The organism is Xylanibacillus composti (assembly GCF_018403685.1).
In the GTDB taxonomy this organism is placed as follows: Bacteria; Bacillota; Bacilli; order Paenibacillales; family K13; genus Xylanibacillus; species Xylanibacillus composti.
The window spans coordinates 28481-54599 of sequence record NZ_BOVK01000023.1 but is presented as its reverse complement, the minus strand read 5'-3'; the positions used below and the strand labels follow the sequence as shown (position 1 = coordinate 54599).

27 protein-coding genes are annotated in these 26119 nt (G+C 48.6%); 14 read left to right on the top strand and 13 right to left on the bottom strand.

What is annotated here, in order from left to right; genetic code table 11:
• Positions 1–321 precede the first annotated feature (321 nt).
• Positions 322–684 carry a winged helix-turn-helix transcriptional regulator gene (locus tag XYCOK13_RS09420; protein WP_213411886.1) on the bottom strand — a complete coding sequence of 121 codons (363 nt, stop codon included), beginning with the start codon at positions 682–684 and terminating at the stop codon, positions 322–324.
• A 241-nt stretch (positions 685–925) separates the two neighbouring features.
• Between XYCOK13_RS09420 and XYCOK13_RS09415 the strand changes: the two genes are divergently transcribed.
• Both XYCOK13_RS09415 and XYCOK13_RS09410 read left to right on the top strand, forming a co-directional pair.
• On the top strand, positions 926–1864 hold the full coding sequence (locus tag XYCOK13_RS09415; RefSeq protein ID WP_213411885.1) for an NADP-dependent oxidoreductase: 939 nt from the start codon (positions 926–928) through the stop codon (positions 1862–1864).
• A 315-nt stretch (positions 1865–2179) separates the two neighbouring features.
• Positions 2180–2734, top strand: coding sequence for a DUF1697 domain-containing protein (locus XYCOK13_RS09410; RefSeq protein WP_213411884.1), 555 nt, complete (start codon positions 2180–2182; stop codon positions 2732–2734).
• Between the two features lie 22 nt (positions 2735–2756).
• Here XYCOK13_RS09410 and XYCOK13_RS09405 read toward each other — a convergent pair whose 3' ends face one another.
• The 5 genes from XYCOK13_RS09405 to XYCOK13_RS09385 form a co-directional block, all read right to left on the bottom strand.
• A complete protein-coding gene (locus XYCOK13_RS09405) occupies positions 2757–3122 on the bottom strand; it encodes a GntR family transcriptional regulator (protein WP_213411883.1) in 366 nt (121 codons plus the stop codon).
• Positions 3122–3775 (bottom strand): ABC-2 transporter permease, encoded by a 654-nt coding sequence (locus XYCOK13_RS09400; RefSeq protein ID WP_213411882.1) that lies wholly within the window; start codon positions 3773–3775, stop codon positions 3122–3124. The genes XYCOK13_RS09405 and XYCOK13_RS09400 overlap by 1 nt, the downstream gene beginning before the upstream one ends.
• The gene (locus tag XYCOK13_RS09395; protein ID WP_213411881.1) at positions 3768–4622 is read right to left on the bottom strand and encodes an ABC transporter ATP-binding protein; all 855 of its coding nucleotides are present in this window, start codon (positions 4620–4622) and stop codon (positions 3768–3770) included. Before XYCOK13_RS09395 ends, XYCOK13_RS09400 begins: the two co-directional genes overlap by 8 nt.
• Positions 4623–5025: 403 nt before the next feature.
• On the bottom strand, positions 5026–5880 hold the full coding sequence (locus XYCOK13_RS09390; protein ID WP_213411880.1) for a pyridoxamine 5'-phosphate oxidase family protein: 855 nt from the start codon (positions 5878–5880) through the stop codon (positions 5026–5028).
• A 27-nt stretch (positions 5881–5907) separates the two neighbouring features.
• Positions 5908–6345: a VOC family protein gene (locus XYCOK13_RS09385; RefSeq protein WP_213411879.1), complete on the bottom strand. Its 438-nt coding sequence runs from the start codon at positions 6343–6345 to the stop codon at positions 5908–5910.
• 217 nt (positions 6346–6562) lie between these two features.
• Here XYCOK13_RS09385 and XYCOK13_RS09380 point away from each other — a divergent pair, with 217 nt between their 5' ends.
• Positions 6563–7144 carry a CGNR zinc finger domain-containing protein gene (locus XYCOK13_RS09380; protein ID WP_213411878.1) on the top strand — a complete coding sequence of 194 codons (582 nt, stop codon included), beginning with the start codon at positions 6563–6565 and terminating at the stop codon, positions 7142–7144.
• 188 nt (positions 7145–7332) lie between these two features.
• Here XYCOK13_RS09380 and XYCOK13_RS09375 read toward each other — a convergent pair whose 3' ends face one another.
• Positions 7333–7959: an FMN-dependent NADH-azoreductase gene (locus XYCOK13_RS09375; protein WP_213411877.1), complete on the bottom strand. Its 627-nt coding sequence runs from the start codon at positions 7957–7959 to the stop codon at positions 7333–7335.
• Between the two features lie 125 nt (positions 7960–8084).
• Here XYCOK13_RS09375 and XYCOK13_RS09370 point away from each other — a divergent pair, with 125 nt between their 5' ends.
• The 5 genes from XYCOK13_RS09370 (at position 8085) to XYCOK13_RS09350 (ending at position 10866) form a co-directional block, all read left to right on the top strand.
• Positions 8085–8456, top strand: a complete 372-nt coding sequence (locus XYCOK13_RS09370) for a winged helix-turn-helix transcriptional regulator (RefSeq protein ID WP_213411876.1) — start codon at positions 8085–8087, stop codon at positions 8454–8456.
• Positions 8457–8692: 236 nt separating this feature from the next.
• Positions 8693–9073, top strand: a complete 381-nt coding sequence (locus XYCOK13_RS09365; RefSeq protein WP_213411875.1) for a DoxX family membrane protein — start codon at positions 8693–8695, stop codon at positions 9071–9073.
• Between the two features lie 320 nt (positions 9074–9393).
• Positions 9394–9723, top strand: a complete 330-nt coding sequence (locus XYCOK13_RS09360; RefSeq protein WP_213411874.1) for an ArsR/SmtB family transcription factor — start codon at positions 9394–9396, stop codon at positions 9721–9723.
• Positions 9724–9906: 183 nt separating this feature from the next.
• Entirely contained in the window at positions 9907–10371 is a 465-nt protein-coding gene (locus XYCOK13_RS09355; RefSeq protein WP_213411873.1) for a DUF8821 family protein, read from the top strand.
• A 135-nt stretch (positions 10372–10506) separates the two neighbouring features.
• Positions 10507–10866, top strand: coding sequence for a CPBP family intramembrane glutamic endopeptidase (locus tag XYCOK13_RS09350; protein WP_213411891.1), 360 nt, complete (start codon positions 10507–10509; stop codon positions 10864–10866).
• Between the two features lie 172 nt (positions 10867–11038).
• Here the strand turns inward: XYCOK13_RS09350 and XYCOK13_RS09345 are convergent, their stop codons facing one another.
• From XYCOK13_RS09345 to XYCOK13_RS21895, 3 genes are all read right to left on the bottom strand, one after another.
• Positions 11039–11467: an SRPBCC family protein gene (locus XYCOK13_RS09345; protein WP_213411872.1), complete on the bottom strand. Its 429-nt coding sequence runs from the start codon at positions 11465–11467 to the stop codon at positions 11039–11041.
• Between the two features lie 74 nt (positions 11468–11541).
• Positions 11542–12246, bottom strand: coding sequence for a cytochrome P450 (locus tag XYCOK13_RS09340; protein ID WP_244865096.1), 705 nt, complete (start codon positions 12244–12246; stop codon positions 11542–11544).
• A 41-nt stretch (positions 12247–12287) separates the two neighbouring features.
• The gene (locus tag XYCOK13_RS21895) at positions 12288–12617 is read right to left on the bottom strand and encodes a cytochrome P450 (protein ID WP_244865093.1); all 330 of its coding nucleotides are present in this window, start codon (positions 12615–12617) and stop codon (positions 12288–12290) included.
• A gap of 296 nt (positions 12618–12913) precedes the next feature.
• Between XYCOK13_RS21895 and XYCOK13_RS09335 the strand changes: the two genes are divergently transcribed.
• Together XYCOK13_RS09335 and dhaK are read left to right on the top strand one after the other, a co-directional pair.
• Positions 12914–14194: a copper amine oxidase N-terminal domain-containing protein gene (locus XYCOK13_RS09335; RefSeq protein WP_213411871.1), complete on the top strand. Its 1281-nt coding sequence runs from the start codon at positions 12914–12916 to the stop codon at positions 14192–14194.
• Positions 14195–14535: 341 nt separating this feature from the next.
• Positions 14536–16302, top strand: a complete 1767-nt coding sequence (dhaK, locus tag XYCOK13_RS09330) for a dihydroxyacetone kinase subunit DhaK (RefSeq protein ID WP_213411870.1) — start codon at positions 14536–14538, stop codon at positions 16300–16302.
• Between the two features lie 42 nt (positions 16303–16344).
• Here the strand turns inward: dhaK and XYCOK13_RS09325 are convergent, their stop codons facing one another.
• A complete protein-coding gene (locus XYCOK13_RS09325) occupies positions 16345–17472 on the bottom strand; it encodes a hypothetical protein (RefSeq protein WP_213411869.1) in 1128 nt (375 codons plus the stop codon).
• A 608-nt stretch (positions 17473–18080) separates the two neighbouring features.
• Positions 18081–18725 (bottom strand): transcriptional regulator, encoded by a 645-nt coding sequence (locus XYCOK13_RS09320; RefSeq protein ID WP_213411868.1) that lies wholly within the window; start codon positions 18723–18725, stop codon positions 18081–18083.
• 637 nt (positions 18726–19362) lie between these two features.
• On the opposite strand from XYCOK13_RS09320, the gene XYCOK13_RS09315 reads away from it, so the two are divergent.
• From XYCOK13_RS09315 to XYCOK13_RS09300, 4 genes are all read left to right on the top strand, one after another.
• Positions 19363–21744, top strand: a complete 2382-nt coding sequence (locus tag XYCOK13_RS09315; RefSeq protein ID WP_244865092.1) for a glycoside hydrolase family 44 protein — start codon at positions 19363–19365, stop codon at positions 21742–21744.
• 258 nt (positions 21745–22002) lie between these two features.
• The gene (locus tag XYCOK13_RS09310) at positions 22003–22332 is read left to right on the top strand and encodes a PadR family transcriptional regulator (protein WP_213411867.1); all 330 of its coding nucleotides are present in this window, start codon (positions 22003–22005) and stop codon (positions 22330–22332) included.
• On the top strand, positions 22329–22985 hold the full coding sequence (locus tag XYCOK13_RS09305) for a DUF1129 family protein (protein WP_213411866.1): 657 nt from the start codon (positions 22329–22331) through the stop codon (positions 22983–22985). Before XYCOK13_RS09310 ends, XYCOK13_RS09305 begins: the two co-directional genes overlap by 4 nt.
• Before the next feature lie 160 nt (positions 22986–23145).
• Positions 23146–24087 (top strand): hypothetical protein, encoded by a 942-nt coding sequence (locus XYCOK13_RS09300; RefSeq protein ID WP_213411865.1) that lies wholly within the window; start codon positions 23146–23148, stop codon positions 24085–24087.
• 493 nt (positions 24088–24580) lie between these two features.
• Here the strand turns inward: XYCOK13_RS09300 and pdxR are convergent, their stop codons facing one another.
• Positions 24581–26002, bottom strand: coding sequence for a MocR-like pyridoxine biosynthesis transcription factor PdxR (gene pdxR / locus XYCOK13_RS09295; RefSeq protein ID WP_213411864.1), 1422 nt, complete (start codon positions 26000–26002; stop codon positions 24581–24583).
• Positions 26003–26119 lie beyond the last annotated feature (117 nt).

Genomic DNA, 26119 nt, shown 5'->3' with positions numbered 1-26119 from the left:
ACATAAATTTGGACTTGATCGACAACGAGGACCTTCGAAATCGAACAAGTTATAGGAACAGCTACCTGGCGTCGATGTTGTGGAGAGGGGAAAGACGCATGAAAGGGGGCATGGCTGTTGACTGCAATGAGGTCTGGGGTTCGCCCACACGTGGCATTGACATCGAGAAATCCCATTGATCCATCAATCCGCGATCAACCGGATCACAGTACAACGTCCGCTGGTGCGATTGCCTTATTGACGATTTCATCTGCTTCCTCCCGACTTTCTTCGGAAATGGCCACCGTCAATTGTTAGCTGCTAGGGGCGAGCACAAGACGCTTATTGCTTTTCGGCGATATTCATTTTCTTCTGAGTCATGTGCTCCAGATGAGCTGTGCCCCATTCGTACATTTCTTGCAGGACGTTGTACAAGCTTCGCCCATATTCTGTGATCGAATACTCCACCTTTGGCGGCACCTCTGCATAAACTTTGCGCTTGATAATGTCTTGTTGTTCAAGCTCCCGAAGCTGTGTCGTAAGCATCTTTTGTGTAATGTCCGGGAGCAGTCGTTGCAATTCCCCGAATCGTTTGGTTCCTCCATGCAGCAGATGCAGCAAGATGATCGGCTTCCATTTTCCCATGATGATATCCAATGAAGCCTTCACGCCGTTGCGGCAACATTCCGGCCTTTCATGTTCCATGATAACAGCTCCTAACTGCAATAGTATCGTACAAGATAGTATGGCACTTCATAGTGCGTACTTACCAGATAACATAATTGTACCTATAATAGCATTCAGAATCATCGTCAACAATCCTGAAGGGAGGCTTTATGGGCTAAGCAATTATTCGGAGAGACAGTGTTGATGTTATAGGTTGGTCCTGACCCGCTGAATTTGGGATAAGTGTTCATAAAAAAAAAGGTAAGTGGAGGAATCCAAAATGAAAGCAATCGTAATGAATGATTTCGGAAATCCGGAAATATTGAAGGAACAGGCCGTTTCCAGTCCCCAAATCCATGATGATCAAGTCCTCGTAGAAATGTATGCGACATCCATCAATCCTGTTGATACGAATATTCGAGGGGGAAGAGTGAAGGAGGCGTTTCCTGTACACCAGTTCCCTCATATTCTGGGGCTGGATGTGGCAGGCGTCGTGACAGAAGTAGGAGCAAAAGTCAGTCATCTCAAGCCGGGAGACCGAGTCTATGGTTTGGGAAGCTCGGGGAGTTACGCAGAGTATGCCGTTGCAGAACAATCCATGCTTGCCAAACTATCTCCTGATATTCCATTTCACATTGCTGGAGCACTGCCCGCTGTAGCCTTGACCGCTTGGCATTCATTGTTCGTGTACGGATCGTTGCAGCCAGGTGAGCGCTGCCTTATACATGCTGGTGCAGGAGGTGTAGGCCATGTGGCGATTCAAATGGCCAAGCATGCAGGCGCCTATGTCATCACAACAGCAAGTGCGAGAAACCACGATTTGGTTAAGGAGCTCGGCGCGGATGAGGCGATTGACTATCAGACTGATGATTTTTCCGAATTGATTCATGAGGTTGACCTTGTTCTTGACGCCGTAATAGGGGCAGATCAAGAGAAGAACTTCAAAGTGTTGCGAAACGGCGGCAGGGTAGTTTCCATTGTAACGCCAAACATCTCGGAACTAGCACAAGCCTGCCAGGTGAATGCAAAATTTGTTGTTGTGCAACCCACTCGTGATGAATTGGAAGAAATAGAAAGATGGGTGCGAGAGCAAAAGCTCCACGTTCACATCGATCACATATTTCCCTTAACGGAAACTGCATTAATTGAGGCACATCGCAAAATTGAAACGAAGCACGCAAGAGGAAAGCTCGTCGTTCGAATCAAGAATGAGGAATGAGAATTCCGAGCAGAGGTGTCCGTCTATAACGGGAGTCCGTGCTGGGAGACCGCATCGCTGCAAGTGATGCGGTTAAGACTCCTTTTGTGGCGGCATAAATTCCATTAACGGTTGCTCGGAGCATCGCTCCCCGCACAACCGCTTCACGAGAGGAACAGCAGCCTTCCATGAAACGAACCGAATATGCTGCAGTTGACAGGGAGTGAACAAGCAAAGGGCTTCTTGCGAACGGACTTTCAATCGAATATCATGGTATAAATGACGAGTATGTCAACTTCATTTCATACTGAATTTATACAGACCGAGGAGGCAATTATGGTCTATACCGCTCTGCTTCGTGGCATCAATGTCGGCGGAAATAACAAAATCGATATGAAAATTCTTAAGAAATCCTTCGAGCAAGTCGGAATGAAACACGTTGTCACTTATATTAATTCGGGCAATATTGTTTTTACAAACGTTGGCCACTCCAAAAGTGATATTGCGCATATGCTAGAAGAAGCCATACTAGATACCTTTGGACTACAAATCAAAGTGCTGGTGCTCAGTCTGGAAGACATGGAAATTGTTATGTCTTCGCTTCCCGAATCATGGACGAACGATGATAAAATGAAGAGCGACGTCCTTTTTCTATGGGAAGATATCAATGATGAATCCGTTCTCGATAAGCTGACCTACAAGCCGGAGATCGAAACGGTGAAGTACGTTCCAGGCGCGATACTATGGTCGATTGACAAAATAAACTTGAATAAAGGCAGCATGACAAAGCTGGTTGGCACAAAATTGTATAAACAGATGACGGTCCGGAATGTAAATACGACACGAAAAATATATGCGCTTATGCTGGCAGCGACAAAGGCAGAGGCTTGAAGAAAAACGTTACAATAGACGGCTAATAAATTTCCTTCAGCAGCTCGAAAACTTCCTCTAATGTAAGACCAAAGGATTTGTAATACGAAGCATCCATAACCATCTGCTTTTGGATAATTTCTTTTCGTTTTTGAAGCATCTCACTGGGCGAGAGATCGTTGACAAAACAGCCTTTGCCAGTAACGGTGTAGATCAAACCAAGCCGTTCGAGCTCTTCCCAGGCTTTTTTGACTGTAATAATACTGACTCGAAGCTCGGTGGCCGCTTGTCGAATTGGGGGTAAGGGATACCCGCTTGCTAACTCGCCCTTGAGAATTTGCGCGCTGATTTGTTCGTAAAGCTGTTGGTAAATGGGCTTATCGGACGTGTTCGAAATCGCAATGTTCATTACACTTCCACTTTCAAGAATCGTTTTTTGGCAATATGATAAGCGATTGCCGAAAATAATGCAAATATGCCGATGCCCGCAATCAGGATCAATAAATGAACGGCGAAGTTATCAGCGCCTGCTCCCTTGAAAAGTCCAAACAAGTACTTGTTTTGAATGCCAATCCATTCGGCTCCCCCGGCAAACAGGATCGCAGCTGTGGTGGCTGCAATCGTTGCAGCTCCGTATTTATAAGCTGTCTTGAAATACATGGGTATTAAGATCATATTGAAGATTGCCAGCATGACGAAACATAATCCCCAAAAGCCGGGAGATGGAGAGAAGAAATAATAGGTCAGATTCGGGTACAAATACACACTTATGATGCCATAGACAACGGCGACAACAACGTGCAGCAGTTCCAAAATGACAATAAAGGATACCTTTGCCTTGACGATGTCTTTCTTCGAGACAGGCATCATGCTAGTAAACATGAGGTCGTTCTGACTTTTATATCCTCCAAGCATATTCGGCACTGTAATAAAACAAAAGTATAGGATAACCAGGAAATAAAGCCATCCCGGAATTAACATTAGGGCGCCTGTCAAAAAGGGCAGGATATAAAAGAAAGGATTAACGCCAATTTTGAGTTCCTTCATTAATAAGTTATACATACATATCCTCCATTTTCGAAAAGTAGATCATAATCTCTTCAAGATTCGGTACGGTGGATTTCATGTCTAAAGACGGGTCCCAATCTTTCGTGTGGATCAAGCCTGTAAAACCGAAAGAATGTGTCTTGTAGGAAATAAGCTGGTCTTTGACCATGTCGAGTTGTTCATTTGTACCATTCAGCAAACGGTAAGCGTCGATAAATTGTTCTTTTTCGGAACTGTTGATAATTTGCCCGTTGTGGATATAGGTAATAAAATCGGCGCACTTTTCCAGATCGGATGTAATATGCGTTGAAAAAAGTATGCTGATTTCGCCGTCCATCACCAGCTCCTGAAATGTTTCCAGCAGGTTGTCTCTAGCAACTGGATCAAGTCCGCTTGTCGGTTCATCGAGAATAAGCAGTTTTGCGCCGTGGGACAACGCAAGCGCCAGACTGTACTTTACTTTCATGCCGGTCGATAACTCGGCTATTTTTTTGTCTTCAATCAAGTTGAATTTTCTCAAATACTTGTAATAGGTTTCATCGTCCCAATTGCGATAGAAGGTTTTAATGACATTCGTTAACGTTTTGATTTTACTGCGGGTATAAAAATCGATGTTGCCAAATGCAAAGCCAATTTCTTGTTTCAACTCGAGCTCGTGCTCGGCCATGTTCTTGCCAAAAATACGGATCTCGCCGCTGTCTATATGGATTAAATTCAAGATGGATTTAATGGTGGTTGTTTTTCCTGCTCCATTGGCTCCGATAAATCCCATGATATAACCCTTTTCCAGTTGAAAAGACACGTCTTTGAGATGAAAATGCTCGTATGTTTTATTCAAATTTTTAATATCCAAAGCCAACATGTCGGTCCCACCCCTCAAAATTGTGTATGTTGTATATTCACAATATATCATGAGGGCAGTCAGTAGTCAATTTCAATTCAAATCGTACAGCAACGATGCAGACTGGCGTGCTGCTTTGTGGTACAAAGTGCGAGTTTGTACGAATCGTCGTACAAACCAAGCCTTTATTATGGGAACTTGAGTGAATTTGTACGATTCATCGTACAAAACTATAGAAAGGAGTGGATAGACGAGAGTATATATACGATTCATCGTACAAAACGTCATAAATGAGTCATTATGTGTTAGGTTTTGTACGATAAATCGTATTGGGGGAGCGCATCATCGTTGGCAGCCAATGGGGTCAGATTGAAAATACGGGGTGAAGGGATAGCGATAGTTTAGTCGCATGGTGACGGTTTCGCTATGTGGCCGGAGGTGGGTTAAAGGGAGAGTAGCTTCCAAACGTCCAGTTGAGCGGGAATCCTCCAACGACACTTCTGATCTGCCTGACTCGGAAATAAATAGATCTCTCGCTTCCCTCCCATTGTACTGTCGTTTCCCCATTGATCTGCAAGAGGTCCCCGGCCTCAAAATCAAGAAACAACAACCCGGTTTGCGGGTTTTCCGCTATATTGCCCAGCGTATTGAACATAGCGTTGCCTTTATAGTCTTGAATCATTAATGTGCGCTCGTCAACGATATGAACAAATCCAGGCAGCCCTCCTCGATGACTGGCATCCGCGCCGCTTTCCGAGTGGTGAGTGGCGATGAAAAACGTATCTGAGCGGCGAATCGCTTCCATCTGTTCTTGATCCAGTCGGGAAGATAATCGGGGTTCTACTTGCCGCATCGGTTTGAAGCCCGAAAATGTGCGTGATTGTATATACTTCGGACAGTTAGCATATACCTCTCTGGTTCTTACCAAGAATCCATTTTTGTGAACTTGTGTAATGAGGCCGTTCACTCGCATGCGTCTTCTAGTTGCAAATTCGATAGCCAGCATTCCTATCGTTTGGCCTGACTTGATACCTGCAAATATGGGGTCTGACTCCAGAGGAAGCGACGATATGGATATCGTGTGCGCGTCCACTGCCTTGACAAACCCGGGTTCGCCATAGACCGCGGAAGCCCAGACAAAGTCATGCTCATCCCGTAAGCCAATGATTAACATGACCTGCGTTTCTATGAAGCGGGCAGCGACATCCGGAATGTCATTTCGAATCATCTTGCTTACACGTGACGCCTCATCGCGCAAACAAGATTTTTCTTGAACCATAATTTCTCCTCGATGATAGCCCAACATTTAGAAGAACCCGCAAGCAGGGCCATCCGTATGACTGTGATCATGGGTCCCCATTACTAAAGGCGCGTAAATTTCTAAACGAATTCCATCCGGATCGATGAAGAAGATGCCTCCGGAATTAGAACCCTCTTCATGTGCAACAATCCCTTGATAAATCATCTTTACGCCCATATTCACAAGCTTTTGCTCCATGCTTTGGACAATCTCAATCGAATCTGCTTCGAAGGCCAAATGGTGAAGCCCGGAATGACTCTTTGAAAATTCCGTTTGGCTTTGTTCCCATAAGGTAAGGGTTACATTTCCGTTATGTCCCAGGAAGGCGAATTTCTTTCCCTCCTCATAGCATTCGCGAATCGTTTCAAGTTCAAAAATGTTCGTGTAAAACGAAAGGGACTTTTCAAGGTTGGTTACATTAAGACCTACATGACCTGTTTTCATTTCAATCTCCTCCACTTCTCATTACAAATTTTGTATTCCGTAAATTTCCATCAATCACTTTCATTCCTGCGAAGCATGTTCGTCTGCCCTCCTTCTCTGCACCGAACTAACCCTTTTATGTGCAATCTTATGGTTAGTATCTTAACGACTTTTATTTAACCTGTCAATAGGTTATTATATGGTTAGTTATGAATAGCATTCGTTTGGAGGTATGAGGATGTCATCGCATAAAGGGTTTCCATTAGTTTCCGGACATTTATCTTTGGACCTCGTGAATACGGAGCTTGTGAAGCGTGGCGTTCGTCATGACCTGCTCGCTACCGAGAGAGGTTTGGCTGATTGGATCAAACTCATGAAACAATCCAGTCGCTTGTTCTCACATCTGTTTGAGGAAAAGCATTTATTATCCCATGGGATGCCGATGCCTGAATTAAAGGAGCTGCGCATATTTTTGCGTGAAGGATTTGATGCTGTCGCAGACGGAAAACGGCTTGAGGAAACATGGATCTCCCATCTTGAAGATCTAATCAAGCAAGCTCCATTAACATTTAAACTAATCGAGGGCTCCTTATTGCCGGTTCCCGTAGGCGCTACAGAGGACGCAATCGTCTCGCTGATTGCATTTGATGCGCTTCAATTATTGGCAAAGGGAGAGTTGTTGTCGCTCCAACGTTGTGCTAACCCGGATTGCGTACTGTTGTTCATGGATACAACCGGTCGTCGGAAATGGTGCTCGATGAAAGTATGTGGGAATCGCACAAAGGTAGCCCGTCATCAAATTCGTCGCAAAGAGAACTAACGATCATGCAATCTAAAAGTGGAGCGGTCTCAGCCCTTTCATGCGGTTGGCTGAGCATGCAAAAGGATGGATTGGAGTAGAGCAGCGTTAAGCAGCAAGACCCCGTCCTGTTAAGGACGGGGCCATGCCGTTTTCCAATCATCAGAAAATATCCGTCTGTCGACGCTTGGACTAATGGGGGAGAGTCCTTAGAAAGTTACAGCTGCGTCGGCTGCTTGCGCGAGTCCTTTATCGATGATTTGATTGGCGCGGTCCGGCAGCTGATTATGGCCTTCGATCCGGATGGATACGATATTTTGGACACCGAAGAAACGCATCATGTTTGTAACGTAGTTGAGCGACATTTCAAGCGGTGCCGCCGGACCCTCGGAGTAAATACCGCCGCTTGCATGCAGCAATGCGACCTTTTTATCCGGAATAAGTCCTACCGGTCCTTCCGGCGTGTACTTAAACGTCTTGCCCGCTTGGGCCAAATAATCCAGATATGTGTGCAGCACTGCCGGGACGGAGAAATTCCAGAGCGGGAAGGCGAACACGACTTTATCAGCTGCAAGAAACTGATTCAAGTAGCGGTCGGCAATCTCCTTCTTCTGCTGTTCTTCGAGTGAAATTTCCATGCCATTCGCAACTTTGAAGTTCGCATTGATTAGTGTGTCGTCAAGGTAAGGCAGCGTCTCTGCGAATAAATCAAGCTCCGTGATTGTATCCTCCGGATGTGAGTTTCGATAACTTTCCAAGAAGCGGTTATATAATTTCACACTGACCGCTTGCTCGACAGGACGATTGTTTGCTTTTACAAATAGTATGGTGCTCATTTACGTACCTCCAACATGTATTTATTTTTACTCCCATAGCTATTATGTATGGTTTTATTCGAATTTGGAAGTACGCACAAATAAGTGGTATACTATCAAAAAGTATACTGTAGGGGGGCACAGTTATGAGCAAACGTGAACCAGCAGGCTGTCAACCGGGACTTGAAGCCGCGATGGACATATTGGTGGGCAAATGGAAGCCGATTATTTTGCTGCATCTGCTGCAAGGGGAGAGGAAACGGTTCAGCGAATTGCAGCGGTTGATACCGAATATCACGCAAAAGATGCTCACCGCGCAGTTGCGCGAGCTGGAGGAACAAGATATCGTCAAACGGGTTGTTTATCCAGTGGTCCCGCCTCGCGTCGAATATTCAATCACGGAATACGGCCTAACTCTGGATTATATTTTGAAACCTATGCACGATTGGGGGAGAGCCCACTTGAAGCATATGCAAGAGAAAAAGAGCCAATTGGTGGAGGAAGTCCGAGTCGAATAGCACGTCGAGATTGGCGTTGTGCTGTTCATCCTCTAAGCGTCATAGAAGCAAACAACCGACCTATCCAGGTCGGTTGTTTGCTTTAGGAGCCATAACAATAGTATCTTTTTTGATACTATACCACATTTTTGTGCCTACTTCACATAATCGCATGTACACTGCATAATGCATATATTCAACGATACGTTCTATTGTATCGGGGAAAATCAAACGGGTAAAAGGAGCTAGTGAGAAAAATGGTATGGTTATGGTTAGTAGGTAGAGTGATTTTTGCAGTGTTTTTTATTTATTGTGGCGTTAATCATTTCTTAAACTTTAGATCGATGACACAATATGCCGCTTATAAAAAGATACCAGCCCCAGGATTAGGCGTCTTCGTAAGTGGGTTATTGCTTATTGGCGGAGGTTTGAGCATTCTGACGGGCTATTTGATTCAACCTGCACTTATTGCTTTAGCCGTATTCTTAATAGCATCTGCTGTGACGATACATGATTTTTGGACTTTAGAAGATGCAACCGCCAGAATGGGAGATATGAATCAATTCTTGAAGAATGTAGCTCTTGCAGCTGCTTGCCTCATGTTATTGGAAGTAACAAACTGGACTTGGGGATTATAATCCCGGCTAAATCAGCAAGTCTAACGCAATTTCCATGAAGGGATGATTGGACCTTCAGCCCAATAATCGGCTGCGATCATTTCCTTCGCGCTTGGGAAACAAAGTCACCCGAAGTCCTGCAAGAACCTCGATCCGAATGGATCGGGGTTCTTGCGTTGTAACGACCGAGTTGACAAGAAACCGGCTGAGGCCTATAATGAAATAGGACACCGAACGGTGTCTTATTGGAAGGGGATTTGATCGGTTGAGGAATCAAGTGAAGGAAATGCTTGGGCCCTATATGCCATCTATAGAATAGTTGAAGGTTTGGGGGAGGTGCTATGAGTAAGAACAGCCAGTTGCGGGATGTGTTTGACGCCATTGCAGATCCAACCAGGCGACAACTAATTCGTCTGTTGGCAGAGGAAGAGGAGAAACCGCTCCATGAGTTAACAGAACAGTTTCCAATGGGCCGAACGGCTGTATCCAAGCATTTAACTGTCCTTAAAGAAGCAGGCTTGGTGCATGACCGCAAAGTCGGCAGAGAAACGCGATTTCGGCTGGACGCTACTCCGCTCAGAGAGGTTCAAGATTGGGTGGCCGATTACAACAAATTTTGGAATGCAAATGTACTGCACTTGAAGCAACTGCTGGAGAGGGAAGAAGAATAACCTGAACCAATGACTACGGTTCTTCCGTTCACGGTATCGGTTGAGAGGCTTAGGTCTGCTTAACCAATTCGAGCAAGTTCGCGAAGTGGGTGTCGAAGATTCACGCAGGCAAGCCTATGAAATATGAAGTTTCGGACCAAGCCGTTTGAATAGTGAAAATGGCATTCATGGAGGAGAAGAGAGATGTCCTATATCGTTGATTTCAAAAATGTGTCTACAGCAGGCTTGGAGTCTTCACCTGTAGCGGAAGCGCTTGCTGGCATGCGGGCTAATGAAGCCCGTTATTTTATGAGCAAATACAAGCATGCATTCACGGTTGTACCAGCGAGCGAAAGTCAAGAAACACTGGATTATGTCAACCGGATATTGAAAGAGGAACGTGATATTGCGTTTTCGAGCAAACCTCTGCAAACATCGCGTTTTCAAGTCGATCAGATCCAAATGGCATATGTCTTTTACGAGGATGGTCTTGGAGTCAACGTTATGTATACGCTAGACAACCCGAAGAAGCGGGCTGTTGGTTTTAAGCTTTCTGAGGGGATGGAGGTCCCTAAGGAGTTGGAAGGGAAATTTAAGTTTGCCAGGCAGAAATCCAAGCTGGCAGGAACCATTCGCGGTTCGTTTTTTGTAATTAAAGGCGAATATTAAAGTAGACCATTGTGCGAAAAGGTTGGTATTTAGCCAACCTTTTTTACTATTGTCTGGTTGTTTGGCTCCAACAAATGGATATCCCTATTCGTTGGTTTGGCAGGTGCTGCAGTAGTCATTGCTCCATTCTTAATTATGTATGGTCTAGTACCGATACACCAGCGAGGAGGCGTAGTATCTGCCGAGTTGTTGCTGCCTTTGCTTACACTAGCCCTATTCGGAAATTTTATGGAAGAAGTATTGTTCCGGGGCTATGTACAGGGATATCTCGAGCAGAGGACAGGCATGTGGCGAGCAGCCATTCTATCCGGCCTGTTTTTTGCCTCCGGACATATTTTTCTGTCAGCCACCGTGACTGATCTGGGTATCATGGTACTTGTCTTTACGCTATATGAAGGAATTGTCTGCAGCATTGTCCGCATGAAGCACGGCATCATTGCGGCCACATTAACACATGGTCTTGCAATCTTCGCTCTTGCATCCGGTTTGTTGTAAGTAGAGGGGGGGCTTTGTTTCGGAACCGCTAGAGCTACAAGCGTATTCGAACTTGTCCGAGCGAACCGAATGATTAATCAGTATAAGTAAAGGTACCCTACAGCTGTGGAAATGAGGAAGTCTGTGTAACGGACACCGCTTTTCCACAGCTATTAAACGTGTGCTGCCAGTGCTAGAACTTTCTTTCCTGGTAAGGAAGCCCTCGTCCATCTTCACAATAGCTCTTCAGACTGAATAAGAACATGGCCCAATTGTAATTGCAGAAGCGGTAGAAGTTCGTGACTTCCTTCCAGTTCTTATGACGCAATGTAAGAGCAGTTGTGCCATTCTTCTCTTTCAATTCGAAGGATATCGTGGTACCGATCCATTCAGGGTCCGATTCCGTACATAGCCACTCGACTTTTTGGGAAGGGATCAGTTCCACGATCCGCATTTTCGTCAAGTCATCGTCGCCGAAGTGGAATTCGTTGACGGCCCCGACTTGCTCATGGACGATCAGTTCACGGGTCCAAACTTCAGAAAGCCCCTTGGCCGTCGTTAATGCTTGATAAGCCTCTGCTGCGGGAGCATGAATAGTTTGCAGGTGTTCGATATTTGCCATATGCAGGCTCCTTTCGGCTGCTGTAATGATCATAATGATAGCAGATAGGAGATTGGCGGGTTTCTTCTCGTTTGCTATTCGCGCCTGCGTACAACCCGCACGGGAACCCCGGGCTTAGGCCGAAGTGTAATCGACGGCTCAGGAGCAACCGGCTTGGCGGAATCATAGACGATTCGGTACTGCTGCAAGACACCCGCAAGCAGAAGTGTAGCTTCCAGCATGGCGAAGTTGTTGCCAATGCACATGCGAGGGCCAGCGCCAAACGGGAAGTAGACATAGGCGGGAAGCGCTTCTTCAAATTCCGGGGTCCACCGATCGGGAATAAACGACCGGGGCTCTGGAAAGTAGTCCGGATGCCGGTGCATGACCCATTGGCTTAAGGCGATTTCGCAGCCAGCTGGCAAGACGTATTGTTCAAGCTGGACGTCCTCAAGCGGTTCCCTGGAGATTAACCATACCGGAGGATATAGGCGCATGGCTTCTTTCACGATGGACTGAGTGTAGACAAGTTGAGGGAAATGGCGGAAGGAGGGGGCTTGCCCATTTAGCACCTGCTCTAATTCACGCATGAGCTTGCTTTCGGCTTCTGGATGCTGTGTTAGCAAGTAAAAGGTCCATGACAAGGTGTTGGCGGTTGTTTCATGTCCAGCGAGGAACAAGGTCATCACTTCGTCTCTCAGCTGTTCGTTCGACATCATCGCCCCGTCCTCGTCCTGCGCATGCATCAGCATGGACAGCAGGTCGCCGTGATCCTCGCGGTCCAGGCGTCTCTGCTCGATGATGCGATAAATGACCTGATCTAATGTCGCTAGGCTTTCTCTCAGTCTCGAATCGCCTGGCAGAGAAATGGACAGGGGAAGGATGTCGATGAGATAGTCACCAAGCCATTGCCCAGCACCAGGCTTAAGATGCGGTCACGATGATAGCCTTTTTTGAACTTTCGCTGTGTATGCAGCAGAACATACTGAATATGTTCAGGCTTCGTCAGCAGGTAGGTTTCTCTATCCCTTTCCAGTGAAAATCGAACCACCGCTCCATATTTCTCTGCGCATTGTTCCACGAACCGCAGGGGATTGGATCCGAACTCCAGCAAGTTGCCGACCCAGGGAATTTGACGAGGGCCGGGGATGCTGGGATTTTTGACCTTCATGGAATCTCCTCCTTTGTTCTATACCATTTTTTGAGCGTATGCGGCAAACGGTGTTTGGTCGGCAACATGCATTCGATCTGCTGACCGGTTGCCCAAGACAGTGGGGAAAAATTGTTTTTCGTCCGTCGGAAAAACTTATGATTGGAATGATTTCTCCATGCTCTTTGGATGAAAAATCAAGACAAAGGTTGTCATGAGTAGTGTCAAATTGTGACCTTCGTACGATTACATGCATCGTTAGAACCATGATATAATCGGATGGAATTTGTAGAATGAATTGGAAAAGGAGTGAATGCATGCTGCAACTTGTTCTGCATAAAACGAATAAAACGCTGTTGAAGGTTGCCGCATTGATCGTGCTTGGGTTCATCCTGCTTGTAGCACTGAATCAAGTGTCACACGCTTCATGGAAGCCGATCGATGTGTATGTAAATGATGAACAGATTTCATTTGCCATAGACCCGGATGTCGATTCGGGAACAACGGTTGTCCAGATGCGGCCATTGTTCGAAGCTTTGGGCATGGAGGTCACATGGAGGGAAGAGGACCTCACCATATTGGCCGCTAAGGAAGGCGCGGCATTGCAATTGGTTTTGAATAGCGAAGAAGCGTTGGTGAATGGCAGCGTAATGAAGCTGGACCGACCGGCAGTGGCTTATGACGGCCACACACTGGTACCGCTTCGATTCGTTGGCGAATCAACAGGTTCATTGGTACATTGGAATGGCGTGCATCGAGAGATTCTTGTATATACACCCGAATATGTGTCTTCCTATGGCATCGCGATGGAAGATCTGAAGGCAGAGCTGGATCGGCTCCAAGAGGAGATTAATGCGGCAGCAAGCGAGGCCGAGAAGGGTCAGGATGCATCCGGCCAAGATCCGGCAATAGTCCTTCCGCCCGCTGTACATGAAGATGCTTCTACTATACAACTCGATCAACTGCAAGGCATGTATTATGGCGGGCGATTTGATTACGGCGGGTACCAATGCGGCGGCGTATGCTGGCTATTCTACACGTTCTTGCCGGATCAGAAAGTAGTGGTTGGACAACCGCAGGGCGGCGGGCCAGAAACGATTGATTGTGCCAAGGACGCTTGTCTTTCGTATACAATCGAAAGCAATAAGCTGGTTATTGCCGGGGAAGAACCGCTCTCCATTTCCATTAATGAAGACGGGGCGTTAACCATTGACGAAGTAACCATGAGGAAGGTTGTGCCGGTACCGGAGGGGACGAAGCTTGGCGGTGAGTACATTTCCCAAGGATACATAGGTTTGGTTGGGGTAACACCGTACTCATCATCCTGGACCAATTACCTGACCTTTTATCCGGATGGAACCTTTGCCAGTGATCAATCTTCCCTTGCGTCGCTGGATACTGGCAACGCCCGCACAGATTCTTCAGCTGTGAGCGACGCCGTCCATGGGACGTATGCAATCGGAGGGAACACGATCGAATTGAAGTTCGATGATGGCACCGTGGAACGGCATGTCTTTGCCGTCCCGCCTCAACGGGACGATGGCCGAGTCTATGTGCAAATCGGGGATCAAAGCTTTCACCTTAATACGGAGGAGTAATTCAATTATTCCAGATGGTCTGTCGGTAACGACAGGCCGTTTTTTTTTTTAATACACCGTATTAATATCTTGAAATTTAGCTTGAATGCCTTCTATGCGGCTTGGAAGGGAATAGAGAAATGAGAGCGCTGCACGGCGATATGTGGAATTTTCTATGGAATCATGGTCGAAGCTTTGACGAAGGTATTGCCCATGCAGCATAATAGAACTGACGAAAATTTCAGATAGCGTTCGTCCAATGATCGGACGTCAATAGACGATCGGAAATCCTCATTTGTTTTTGTTCCACCGACTTTCCAACTACACATTTAGCATGACTTAGGTATAAGGAGGAATTGCAAGTGAAGAAGATCATCAATACGCCGGCGAGCCTTGTCATCGAGATGTGCAGGGGGATCGTATTGGCCCATCCGGAGCTTGAGCTTCTGGAGAAGTACAAGGTGATTAAAAAGAAGGAAATTAATAAAGACAAAGTTAGTCTGATTAGCGGCGGGGGCAGCGGTCATGAGCCCGCTCATGCCGGATTTATCGGCAAAGGCATGCTCGATGCGGCAGTATGCGGAGAGGTATTCGCATCACCTTCCCAGATCCAGGTGTATCAAGCGATCAAAGCTACGGCAAGCAAACCGGGAACGCTCCTGATTATCAAAAATTACAGCGGCGACGTGATGAACTTCACAAATGCCGCGCATATGGCTGCAGAGGACGGCATTGAGGTCGATCATATCCGGGTCAGCGACGATATTGCTGTGGAGGACAGTCTCTATACGGTTGGCCGCCGGGGCGTTGCGGGCGTTGTGCTGGTACATAAGATTGCAGGAGCCGCAGCCGAGGAAGGGAGAAATCTGCAGCAAGTGAAAGCAGTTGCGGAGAAAGCGGCTCTTCAGGTTCGCAGCATCGGCGTGGCGCTGACATCCTGCATTGTTCCTGCCAGCGGTACTCCCACGTTCGAATTGGCTGAGGACGAGATGGAGTATGGGGCGGGCATTCACGGGGAGCCCGGCATTCGGCGAGAGAAGATTACAACCGCTGATGAGCTGGCTGCGCGCATGACAACAGCGCTGCTGAAGGATTTGGGAATAGGCGAACAGAATGCGGCCGACGTCGCCGTACTGGTTAATGGTTTCGGGGCGACGCCGCAGCAAGAGCTGTATGTATTCTATCAAGCGGTCGTCCGGGAACTCGCCAATAGGCAGATTCAGGTCGTCCGATCGTTCGTCGGCAATTACATGACGAGCATTGAGATGGCTGGTCTGTCGCTATCAGTGATGAAGCTGGACGACGAATTGAAGACGCTGCTCTCGAAGGAAAGCTATGCGCCAGCCTTCCGGGTTGACGGCCCTGTGCCTGCTGTCGCCTATACGCATGTGGCGGACGAAGAGACAGAAGGCCCCGTTTCCTTCGAAGCGGAAACAGCGGAGGAGCATGCGATCATCCGGAACGGCAAGCTTACGCTGGACAACCTCGTTTATCTGGTGGACAAGATGAGCGAGATTGTCATCAAGAATGAAGTATATTTCTGCGAATTGGATTCGCATGCCGGCGACGGCGATTTCGGCATGAGCCTCGCCAAGGGCTTCAAGCAGTTGAAACGGGAGTGGCGTTCCATACTGGAGCAGCAGGATTTGACGATAGGCAGCTTCCTGGATGCCTGCTCGCTGGTGCTTATGGAGCATTGCGGAGGCGCTTCCGGTCCGATCTGGGGATCGGCCTTCCGGGCTGCGGGGAAAGCTGCGGGAGATCGGCGGGAACTGACGGTAGATGGTATGTCTTCCTTGCTGTCCGCCTCCGTCAAAGGCATTCAGGATATTGGCGAGCGGTCGTTCGGACGAGGAGCGATTGTGGGTGACAAGACATTGATCGATGCGCTTGTGCCGTTTGCCCAAGCATGGTCCGGCAGTGCCGCGGCAGGCGAGGATTGGAAGACGACATTTGCCCAAGCGGCGGCAGCGGCTGTTGCTGGAGCCGAGAAGACTAAGGAAATGGTCGCCAGAATGGGCCGTGCCGGAACCGTCGGCGACAGAAGCCTGGGCCATCCGGATGCCGGCGCCTTCGCTCTCGGCATGATTTTGACTGAATTGTCCCGTGGTGTACGACAAGCTCCTTGATTCATACAGCGCACACTCTTCCATGGGAGTGTGCGCTTTTTCTCAATCGTTCCAGTAGAACTCCTCGCTCGGGACATTCCAATGCAAGGCGGCCAATTCCAGCATATGTTGCTCCGCTGCTTCGCTTTGCTGATCCCTAACACCAATTAGACAAAAAGCATGCATGTAGTCGTCTCCGGCCAGTTGAACCATCGGATCTTCCCGCAGCACGACAATCCAGTACTCATACTCCACACCATTATAATGACCTATCGCATCGTCCCACTTGTCCCGCTCGACCACCAACAGATGGGCATTGCCAATCTGCGGAAGAGAAAGCAGCTCATGTTGGAGCAGCGCAGCATGATTGCCAACCAATGAAGATGCATGCAGATGATCTTCCGAACTGAACCATGCCGCCAACATATCCTTGCGAACCGTCATATCGTTCCAGATGATAGCTCCATTTTCATCGAGGGTTGCTTCATCCGGGAGCGACAAGACATGGACCTCGGCCTCTTCGGCAAGCGAAATCGGCGTGGCATCGTCCTCTATGTAGCGGAAGCCGAAGGGAAGCAGATCTTCACCAAGCTGCATGAATAACCGACCGTCTTGGATGACTGATTCGGTCATCCAAGAGTTGGCTTCCGGCACATAGTAAATGGTGTAATCGGACAACACCATGGTGGCATAGCCCATTCCTGCTGCAGATGAAGCGAGCGCATCGTAACTCGAGACATCGAAGGAGAACCGAGGCATGCGCGGTACCTTTACACCATCCCGGTAGTGGAGAACATAGGCATCTTTCACATGGGGGATCAACTCCAAGGAAGGAAGATCCGGCTGGAAGTTGAGCATGGCACCCGTGTGATAATAATAGCCGTTTACGGTCAACTCTCCCTCCAAGTCAACAATCGCATATTGTGTCGGATTGTCGCCGGTTCGAATCGACTTGACCGTCAACCCAGCAATCGTATCTCCCGCTTTTACTTCCTTCGGATCGAATGCTGCGGCGTGTTTGATACTGGCGCGGGTCTCGTCAGCACTCAGTTCGGGAGTTGCCGGCATTTGCAGATTCGATACAGAAGTAGGGTGGACCTGTGTCCCTGAATCTGTACGGCCGCAACCCACCATGATGGTTATGCAGAGCAAGCTGAGCCAGAACAAGATAGATCGCTTTATATTGCTCATCCCCTTTCCCCTTATATGAAGTGGACGAGAGATGCGCGGGTGAAGTTGAATGAAGTTTGTTCAGGGCTGTTGCCCACGACCGATATAGGAGGTGTACTCTGCGGGAAACTCGCATCAGGCAGATGGGCCGGGGCCGGGTATTTACAGAACAACAACTGCAGCAGGCGAAGCCCGGACTCCGCTATGTCCAGAGGCGGACATGCATGTCCATTAGAGGCAGTTTTTTGGGAAAATGAGCATGTAAGGGACACGTATGTCCATTAGAGTGGAATGTGCGTGCAGAATCGTTGATTTTCAATCTCTAATGGACAACCGCGACCGTTAAATCACGAAAAAACGAGAATTCGTCCTCTAACGGACATACATGACCGAGGCGAAAGGCCGAAAGCAGCAGAGCCCGTCCACGACTGAGACGCCAGGCAGGTAGCAGCAGGAGCCCGTCCACGACTGAGACGCCAGGCAGATAGCAGCAGGAGCCCGCTACGACCGAGGCGCGAGGCAGGTAGCAGCAGGAGCCCGTCCACGACTGAGACGCCAGGCAGGTAGCAGCAGGAGCCCGCCACGACCGAGGCGCGAGGCAGGTAGCAGCAGGAGATCACGCGCGATTGTCACTCCAATTGATAGGTACGATACCGATGCTGGTTATTCACGACCCTCAGCAGATTCATCCCGATAAGCTTGTCCAGGATGCGCCGGGCTTGTCGGTCGGATCGCTGCAAGTGGGACGCCAATTCGCCGGAAGTAAATGGACGCAGCATGCCCCGCGCATACCGCATTGTTTCCGCCTCTGCCCAACTAAGCGAACGGTGCGTCGGCATGGACACAAATTTACCGACAAACGAGAGCACTAGTTGCTTGCAGGCTTCCGGCTCATCGGTAATCGACAAATAGGCAATCGGCAAAAACACCCAATCGTCCAGCGTTAAATACGCCTGCTTCATGCACAAATCCTTAAATCTCCATGCTTCAATATCTCTTGCGTGAGACTTGTATCCATGGATTTCAATACAGCCTTTCGCACCGCCAGGCATATAGGCAAGATCCAAGTACCGGTAGCGGTTGCCATAATCTCGTACCTCCCATTCAGGATACAGGTGCTTGAGGTTGCCAACAGCTGGATACCAAACAGTTCTGAGAAATTCTTTTGTGCCATGGCCGAGCCCCTTTTGCAGGATTTCTCTCCTTCGCGGATTAGCCTCCTCCGCAATCTGCTTCGATACCCACTCGTCCATCATCGTCTCAAAGCGGATCAATCGCAACACCACCTTTGCAGGTTGGACATGAAAAAAGCCGCCCTGATTCAAGTCCCGTTCAACCGGTTCTCTTCATCAAAGCGACATGTGCTTCATGCCGTCATATTCAATATATGCTTTATTCTACAAGAAAGTGGAAGTTGGAGCAAGTACAAATACCGGGCACTTAAGCGCAAAGGCGATGCCTTCGGTAAGGGGATGCGATTGGATTCCATGCATTCGAAGTCTTCGTCGAGGGGAGCTAACGGACATGGATGACCATTAGAGGCGATTTTTTTGATTTTTGAATATGCAACGGTCATCCGTGTCCATTACAAGTGAATCTGTGGCTCTATACGGTGTTTCTTGCGGTTTAATGGACATGAGTGTCCGTTAAATTAAAAAAAACCGATTTTCAACCCTCTAACGGTCACCAGTGTCCGATAAAGCCGGGATAGAGAGAGATAGAGCGAGATAGAGCAGTCGAAACAACAGACGAAGAAACGGCCATTGCGGTTTACTGAGAGACAACAAAATATTCAATACGCTTGCGAAAAATATTCAACTTAAATACAACGTTTTCTAAAGGTATATTAAAACTATGGTGGCTTGGATTTCCAGGCTGCTAAATGATCGCCAAAACGCGAGGAGGTAGATGATGTCTATGTTTATGCAAAAACGGAAAGGGAGGAATTTGTTAAGCGCGCTCACGATAGGAGCGATGCTAGGGGTCGTGTTGGTCGCGCCCTCCGAGGCAGCCGAAGCGGCGCCTTTGCCTGTCTCCATCCAGGTGCATACGAACGAGGATCGTCAGGAAATCAGTCCATACATCTACGGTACGAATGCCTCGGCAAGTTTGACAGGCAATGAGGGATTCACGGCCAGAAGATTGGGCGGCAACCGAATGACGGGATACAATTGGGAGAACAATGCGTCCAATGCAGGCTCGGATTGGCTTCATCAAAGCGATGAGTACTTGTGCTCGGAATTTGCTCTCTCCCCTTCGGAATGCGAGATTCCGGGCAAAGTGCAATCGACATTTCACGACCAGTCCCTTGCCCAGGGGGCATATACCGTCTTGACGCTTCCCATGGCCGGATACGTGGCGCGAGACAAGGCTGGACCGGTTGATGTGAGCGAGACGGCTCCTTCTGCCAGGTGGGATCAGATCGAATTTGCGAAGCAAGCCCCCTTCCAGCTGCAGCCGGATTTGAATGACGGCGTGGTGTATATGGATGAATTTGTGAACTTTATGGTCCATCATTACGGGGATGCCCAATCGTCAACCGGCGTCAAAGGGTATTCGCTGGACAATGAACCCGGGCTGTGGTCGCACACGCATGCGAGAATTCACCCTGATCCCGTGGGCGCTGTAGAACTGGTGGATCGCTCGGTAGGCATGGCGAAGGCGGTGAAAGCGGTAGACCCTCATGCGGAAATATTCGGCGGGGTGTTTTATGGCTTCAACGCCTATTATTCCTTGCAGGACGCGCCGGATTGGGCCGCTGTCAAAGGGAGCTACAATTGGTATGTCGACTATTATCTAGATCAACTGAAGCAGGCTTCTCAGGATGAAGGCCAACGACTGCTTGATGTGTTGGATGTTCACTGGTATCCGGAGGCGCAAGGCGGGGGCCAGCGCATTACCTTCAGCGGAGTCGGGAATGTAGAGACCCAGAAGGCCAGATTGCAGGCGCCGAGAACATTGTGGGACCCGACATATGTGGAAGACAGCTGGATTGCCCAATATTTCAGCGATTACTTGCCTATCCTGCCTCGCTTGAAGCAGTCGATTGATCAGTATTATCCGGGAACGAAGCTGGCTATCACCGAGTTCAGCTATGGCGGAGAGGGTCATATTTCCGGGGGATTGGCTTTGGCCGATGCACTTGGCATCTTTGGAAAATATGGCGTGTACATGGCCAACTTTTGGAGGTTGGAGGCAGATACAAGCTATGTGAGCGCGGCCTATCAATTGTATCGTAACTACGATGGCGATGATTCAACCTTCGGGGACATCAGCGTGCGTTCCGCAACGTCTGACATTGAGAATAGCTCAGTTCATGCTTCCGTGACAGAAGAAACCGGCAAACTCCATCTGATCGTCATGAACAAAAATACCGATACGCCACTGCAGGCAGATTTCACGATTGCCGGGAATCAACAGTACAATGCCGGATCTGTATATGGTTTCGATTCATCCAGCTCCGAGCTGTTTGAAGCTGCGCCGATTGCCCAAATTTCCAATAACGAGTTTTCGTACACCATACCGCCATTGACCGCCTATCACATCGTATTGAGCGCAGATTCAGAAGAGCCGGGCGAAGTGCCGGCAGCACCGGTCAACCTGATCGCTGAAGCTGGAGACAACGAGGTCACGCTCCATTGGAGTGCCTCCGACGGCGCATCCAGCTATACAGTGAAACGTTCAATGGATGGCGGGAACACATTTGAACTGCTGGCTGCAAACGTAATTGCTACAACCTATACGGATGCCAGTGCCATAAACGGCACAACCTATCATTATGTAGTAAGCGCAGTCAATCAGGCAGGCGAAAGCCCGAATTCCAACCCAGCCAGCGCTACTCCAACGGATTCATCGGGATCTAGCGGGGAGCTGGTGCTGCAATATCGCGAGGCTGACAGAGACCCGACCAACAACCAAATAAAAGCGCATTTTAATATTAAGAATACGGGCAGCGAAACGGTAGAATTGGAGGACTTGAAAATCCGTTACTACTTCTCCAAAGAAGGCGCTGCTGCCATGAATTCCTGGATTGATTGGGCCCAGGTAGGCGGCCACAATATTGAAAGGGACTTCACGGATGCGTATGTCGAATTGACCTTCAAGCCTGGAACGGGCTCGCTGGCTGCAGGCGGACAATCTGGAGAAATTCAGCTCCGCATGTCGAAGGCAGACTGGACGAACTTCGATGAGACGAATGATTACTCCTATGATCCTGCCAAAACCTCATTCGAGGACTGGGACAAAGTGACGCTCTATCTCCATGACAAGCTTGTCTGGGGGATTGAACCTTAAACCTTGCTATGTATAGAGGCAGCCCCAAGTCGTGCCAGTATGACTTGGGGCTGCCTGTTTGTGCTGCTCATCACAAATTTATGGTGAACGCTGCATTAACCCTATATATGGTTAAGGCTTGCCGTCCCCATACGGAATTTCCAAGCAGATATATATTTGACTATCTGAATTCTATCGGTTAGACTATATGGCATAACAAGATACCGGAGTGACTTATTTTTTGCGCCAGTATATTGCATAGCAAGGTAGGTGGAGGGATTGTCGTTAAGAAGCCAATTGCTGAAGGGGATTCTCGAAGGCTGCATCCTTGCAGTGATCTCTCGTCAAAGCGTGTACGGCTATGAATTGTCGATGAAGCTGCAGACATTCGGTTTGGAAGTGAGTGAAGGCTCGATTTATCCGATTCTGCTTCGGCTTCAGAAGGAACAGCTGATTCGCGGCGAGATGAGAGAATCGCCGAGCGGGCCGAACCGGAAGTATTACTTTCTTACGAAGGAGGGCGAACAGGCCCTTTCTGATTTCGCCGATAACTGGGAAAGCCTGAAAACACCGGTGGATCAAATATTGAGCAAGGAGGAACCACAATGAAAGCGAAGGATCTCATACGGTTGAATAATGAAAAGCGCGAGCGATTGTCGAAGGAAAATCTTGAATATTACAATGATCTGCTCGTTTATACTCGCTTGTCCTTTCATAAATCCGAGCAGGAAACCGAAGAGATATTATCCGAACTGCTTGATCATTTGCTGGAAGCACAGGCAGAAGGCAAGACCGCACAGGACATCTTCGGCGACGATCCGAAGAAGTATGCAGAAAGCATTTTAGGCGAGCTTCCGAGAATGGCATTCAAGGAATGGGGGATGTTTGCCGTTGCGGGCATCTTCTATTTTTTTGCCGCAAGCACGATAATTACTGGGTTGTTTGCCTTGTTTATGGACGGCTCCCGAACGTACTATGCCGGGACCGTTGCGATTAAAGTGATGCTTTCGTTTCCACTGGCGATGCTGATTCTGTACATGATCATGCTCTTTCTGCGCTGGTTCGTCTTCTCAAAGCTGAATAAAGTTGCCGAATTTCTTCTTCTCTGGTTGTTCGGAACCGGTTCTGCCGGTCTGTTTTTCGTCGTATTCTTTCTTACCCCGGAGTTCGGTCCGACAGTGGAAGTGCCTGCCTATGCTGTACTTGCGACAGGTATTGTTCTCTGTGTGTTTGGCCGTCTGGTTCAGAAGATTGGCAAATAACGACTCGCTTCTGTACAATGATATCGGAATCGGTTCGAACGCACCATTCGGCCGGCATTGCACTTGGAAGTTTGCATGAACTGTATGGGAAATATTTATTTTATTGGGAGGTTGTCCGATATATATTTATAACGAAGCTAAAGAGAGGCAGGGATAAAAGGTGAAGATAGACAACAGCTTTCAAGGGGCGGCAGCTGCAAGAAACATGAATCGATTTAAGGATAGTGATGTTTTGCAGCAAAATGCGCGTTCTATGGCCGGCAAAGAAATCGAAGTGCAGCGAAACGGCGAATCCGTCATATTGTCCTTTTCGGATGAAATGGTCGATTTCAGCGAGAATGTACTTAGCAGTATTTTCGATCTGGATTACAACGTCCAGCATGCCGATCCCTCAGATGTTTTTTCGTATCGGCCGCAAGATCAATGGCTGGTGTTCAGCCAGTTTCTAAATGATTCGCATTTTTATGATTCGCTTAGCACAGAAGAACTGAATCAGATAGAAAATGTTTTGAAGCAGATCACGGACGGCCTGGATAGTCTGACGTCGACGGGCGTCAATTTGTTTGGCGGCGTCAAAACACAACTGGATTCCTATGAAGCTCAGCTGGAGCTGGCTTCTTCGACATCAGCGCTGCAATTATTCAGCCAAACAGTCCTAAGCGGGGATATCAAAGCGGGGTTTGATCGTTTGATCGATCAATATGCGGCGCATAATGAAGCGAAAATTCGGAACTATCAATCCATTGAGGAGAAATTTTATGCGGCACGCTCCAAGATAGCTCCGACTAACGCCTCATTGACCGCATCTCAGGCACAGCACTTGTCCATGACCAACAAATTGGGAAGAACAACAGCGTCTGGCGATGAGATAGAGGCCATCGTGCAAATGTATGCCCGGCAGTTCAAGGAAATCCAAGATGAGGAGAGCTTGTCTTTGGTTATAGAGCAGCTGAAGGAGCAGCTTGTGGCATTCGCAACCAGAGGAATCGCTTCCGATGACCCGGACTATGAAGCTGCGAGACAATTCATTGAACAACGCTCGCAAGACACCTTCGGGCGGATTGGGCAATATTGGAATGTGCTGTTGGCAATACGGCAGTAAACTTGGCTGAACCTTGAACATACAAGCGCAATAGTAGAGGAGGAAGTATCATGCCAGGCAAACTTCGAATGCCAGTTGATTGTCCGATGGTACAACTTCCCGCAGGTATAGAGCGATTGAATCTGTGACGGTCATCATTGTCCGTTAGAGCGAAAAAAACGTTCTTTTGATTTTCTAACGGTAGCCGATGACCATTAGAGGCCAAAAACTGTGGTTTGGACCGATAAACTCAGCGCTAATGGTCATCCGTGTCCGTCACAATGTCAAAAACGCCTCATACGCCCTATAACGGTCATCCATGTCCGTTATAGTTACATTTCCAAACGGTTGAGTCAGCAGCAGCGCTATCATCGGCAAGGTCGATCGGCAGTGGCCGAGCGTCAAGCCGGGCAAGTAGGGATGCTAAGTAGTAACGACAAATCGTACATTCGGGCAAGGGGCTTATCGTTCCATGATGTATAGCGAGGGTCCTCAGATGCCTATCTCCAATAGTCTAGGGCAGATATGCGGCCTCATGCTGTACAAATTGATGCAGCCTTTCGATGCCGGTCTCTATGTCTTCCTTTTGAACATTCCCGTAACCCAATACGATTTGATGGGTGCGCTTTCCTTTGAGCAGGCAGTAGTCTTCGACCTCGTGGACGCGCACCCCAAACGCTGCTGAATGCTGCCAGCTGTCAATCCATGGCTCTCCCGTCACTTCGAGGAGCACATGCATCCCCGCCTCATCGCCCCGGATTCGGAACCAATCGCCAAATTTCTGTTTCAATGCGTTGACCAGCACGTTGCGTCTGGCTCGATAGATTCCTTTCATCTTGTGAATATGGCGGTCCAATCGCCCATCCTTCATAAATTGGGCAAGCGCCGCTTGCGGTACGGCCTGTGCACGCAGGTTCAGATTCTCCTTCAATTCGGCGAAGCGCCCTAGCAGGGCGGGTGGGACAACAAGGAAGCCGATGCGCATGCCGGGTGCGAGCGTTTTGCTGAACGTCCCGACATAAATGACCCTGTCGGGATTTAATGTGTGCAGCGAAGGAATGGGGACGCCCTTCAGCCGAAAGTCGCCATCGTAATCGTCTTCGATGATATAGGCATCCGCCTGCTCTGCAAGTCTGACGGCATGCTGGCGCCGTCGAATCGACAAGATGCTGCCGGTTGGAAATTGATGCGACGGCGTGAGCAGCATGAGATGGCCGTTCTGGAAGCGGGAAATTTCGTGCAGCCTCATGCCGGATGCATCGACTTCCATTGGCGTGATGCCATAATGGGCATGAAAGAAGATGTGCTGCGCAAATTCAATTGTCGGGTCCTCCAAATACACGGAGGCGAAGCTTGGCCGCATCGCTTGGGCTATCAGGGCCATTCCTTCGGAGGAGCCGGATACGATCATAATCTGGCCCGAATGGCAGCGCATGCCTCTCGTTCTGTGCAAATAGGCGGCAATTTCAACCCTTAGCTCCTGCACGCCTCGAATATCCCCGTAATCGTATAACTCGCCTGGCGCCGTCTCTGCCGCCGTTTTCAAGTATTTGGCCCATATTTTCCTAGGAAAGCTCTGCAAATCCGGTGTCCCTACGGTGAAATCGATCAAGTCCTTCGCTTTCGGCTGATCGTCTATGCCTGGAATCATAACGGGCATTTCCGCATTGCTCCGGCTTGTGGCGGTCAGCCTGATTCCCTCGGCCACATAGGTGCCGGAGCCAGGCTGGCCGATCAGGTAGCCTTCCGCGATCAATTGCTCATAAGCGTCGATGGCGATGTTGCGCGCAATGCCGAATTCCTGCGCCAGCCTTCGGGTAGGAGGCAGACGCGTTCCTTCCGCCAATTCTCCGTACTCAATTTTTTGGCGAAGCTGGTTGCAGAGCTGAGAAGTGACAGGTGTGCGCGACGCCGGATCAAGGTAAATGCCAAACATATTCATCCGCCTTTCGCAAATTGGTTCCCCAAACTGAGTGAAAAATGGCTCTAATCCAAACCGATTTTCTTCATTATAATGAACATGATTCGGTAAGAAAAGGGAGGTTGGAAGGTG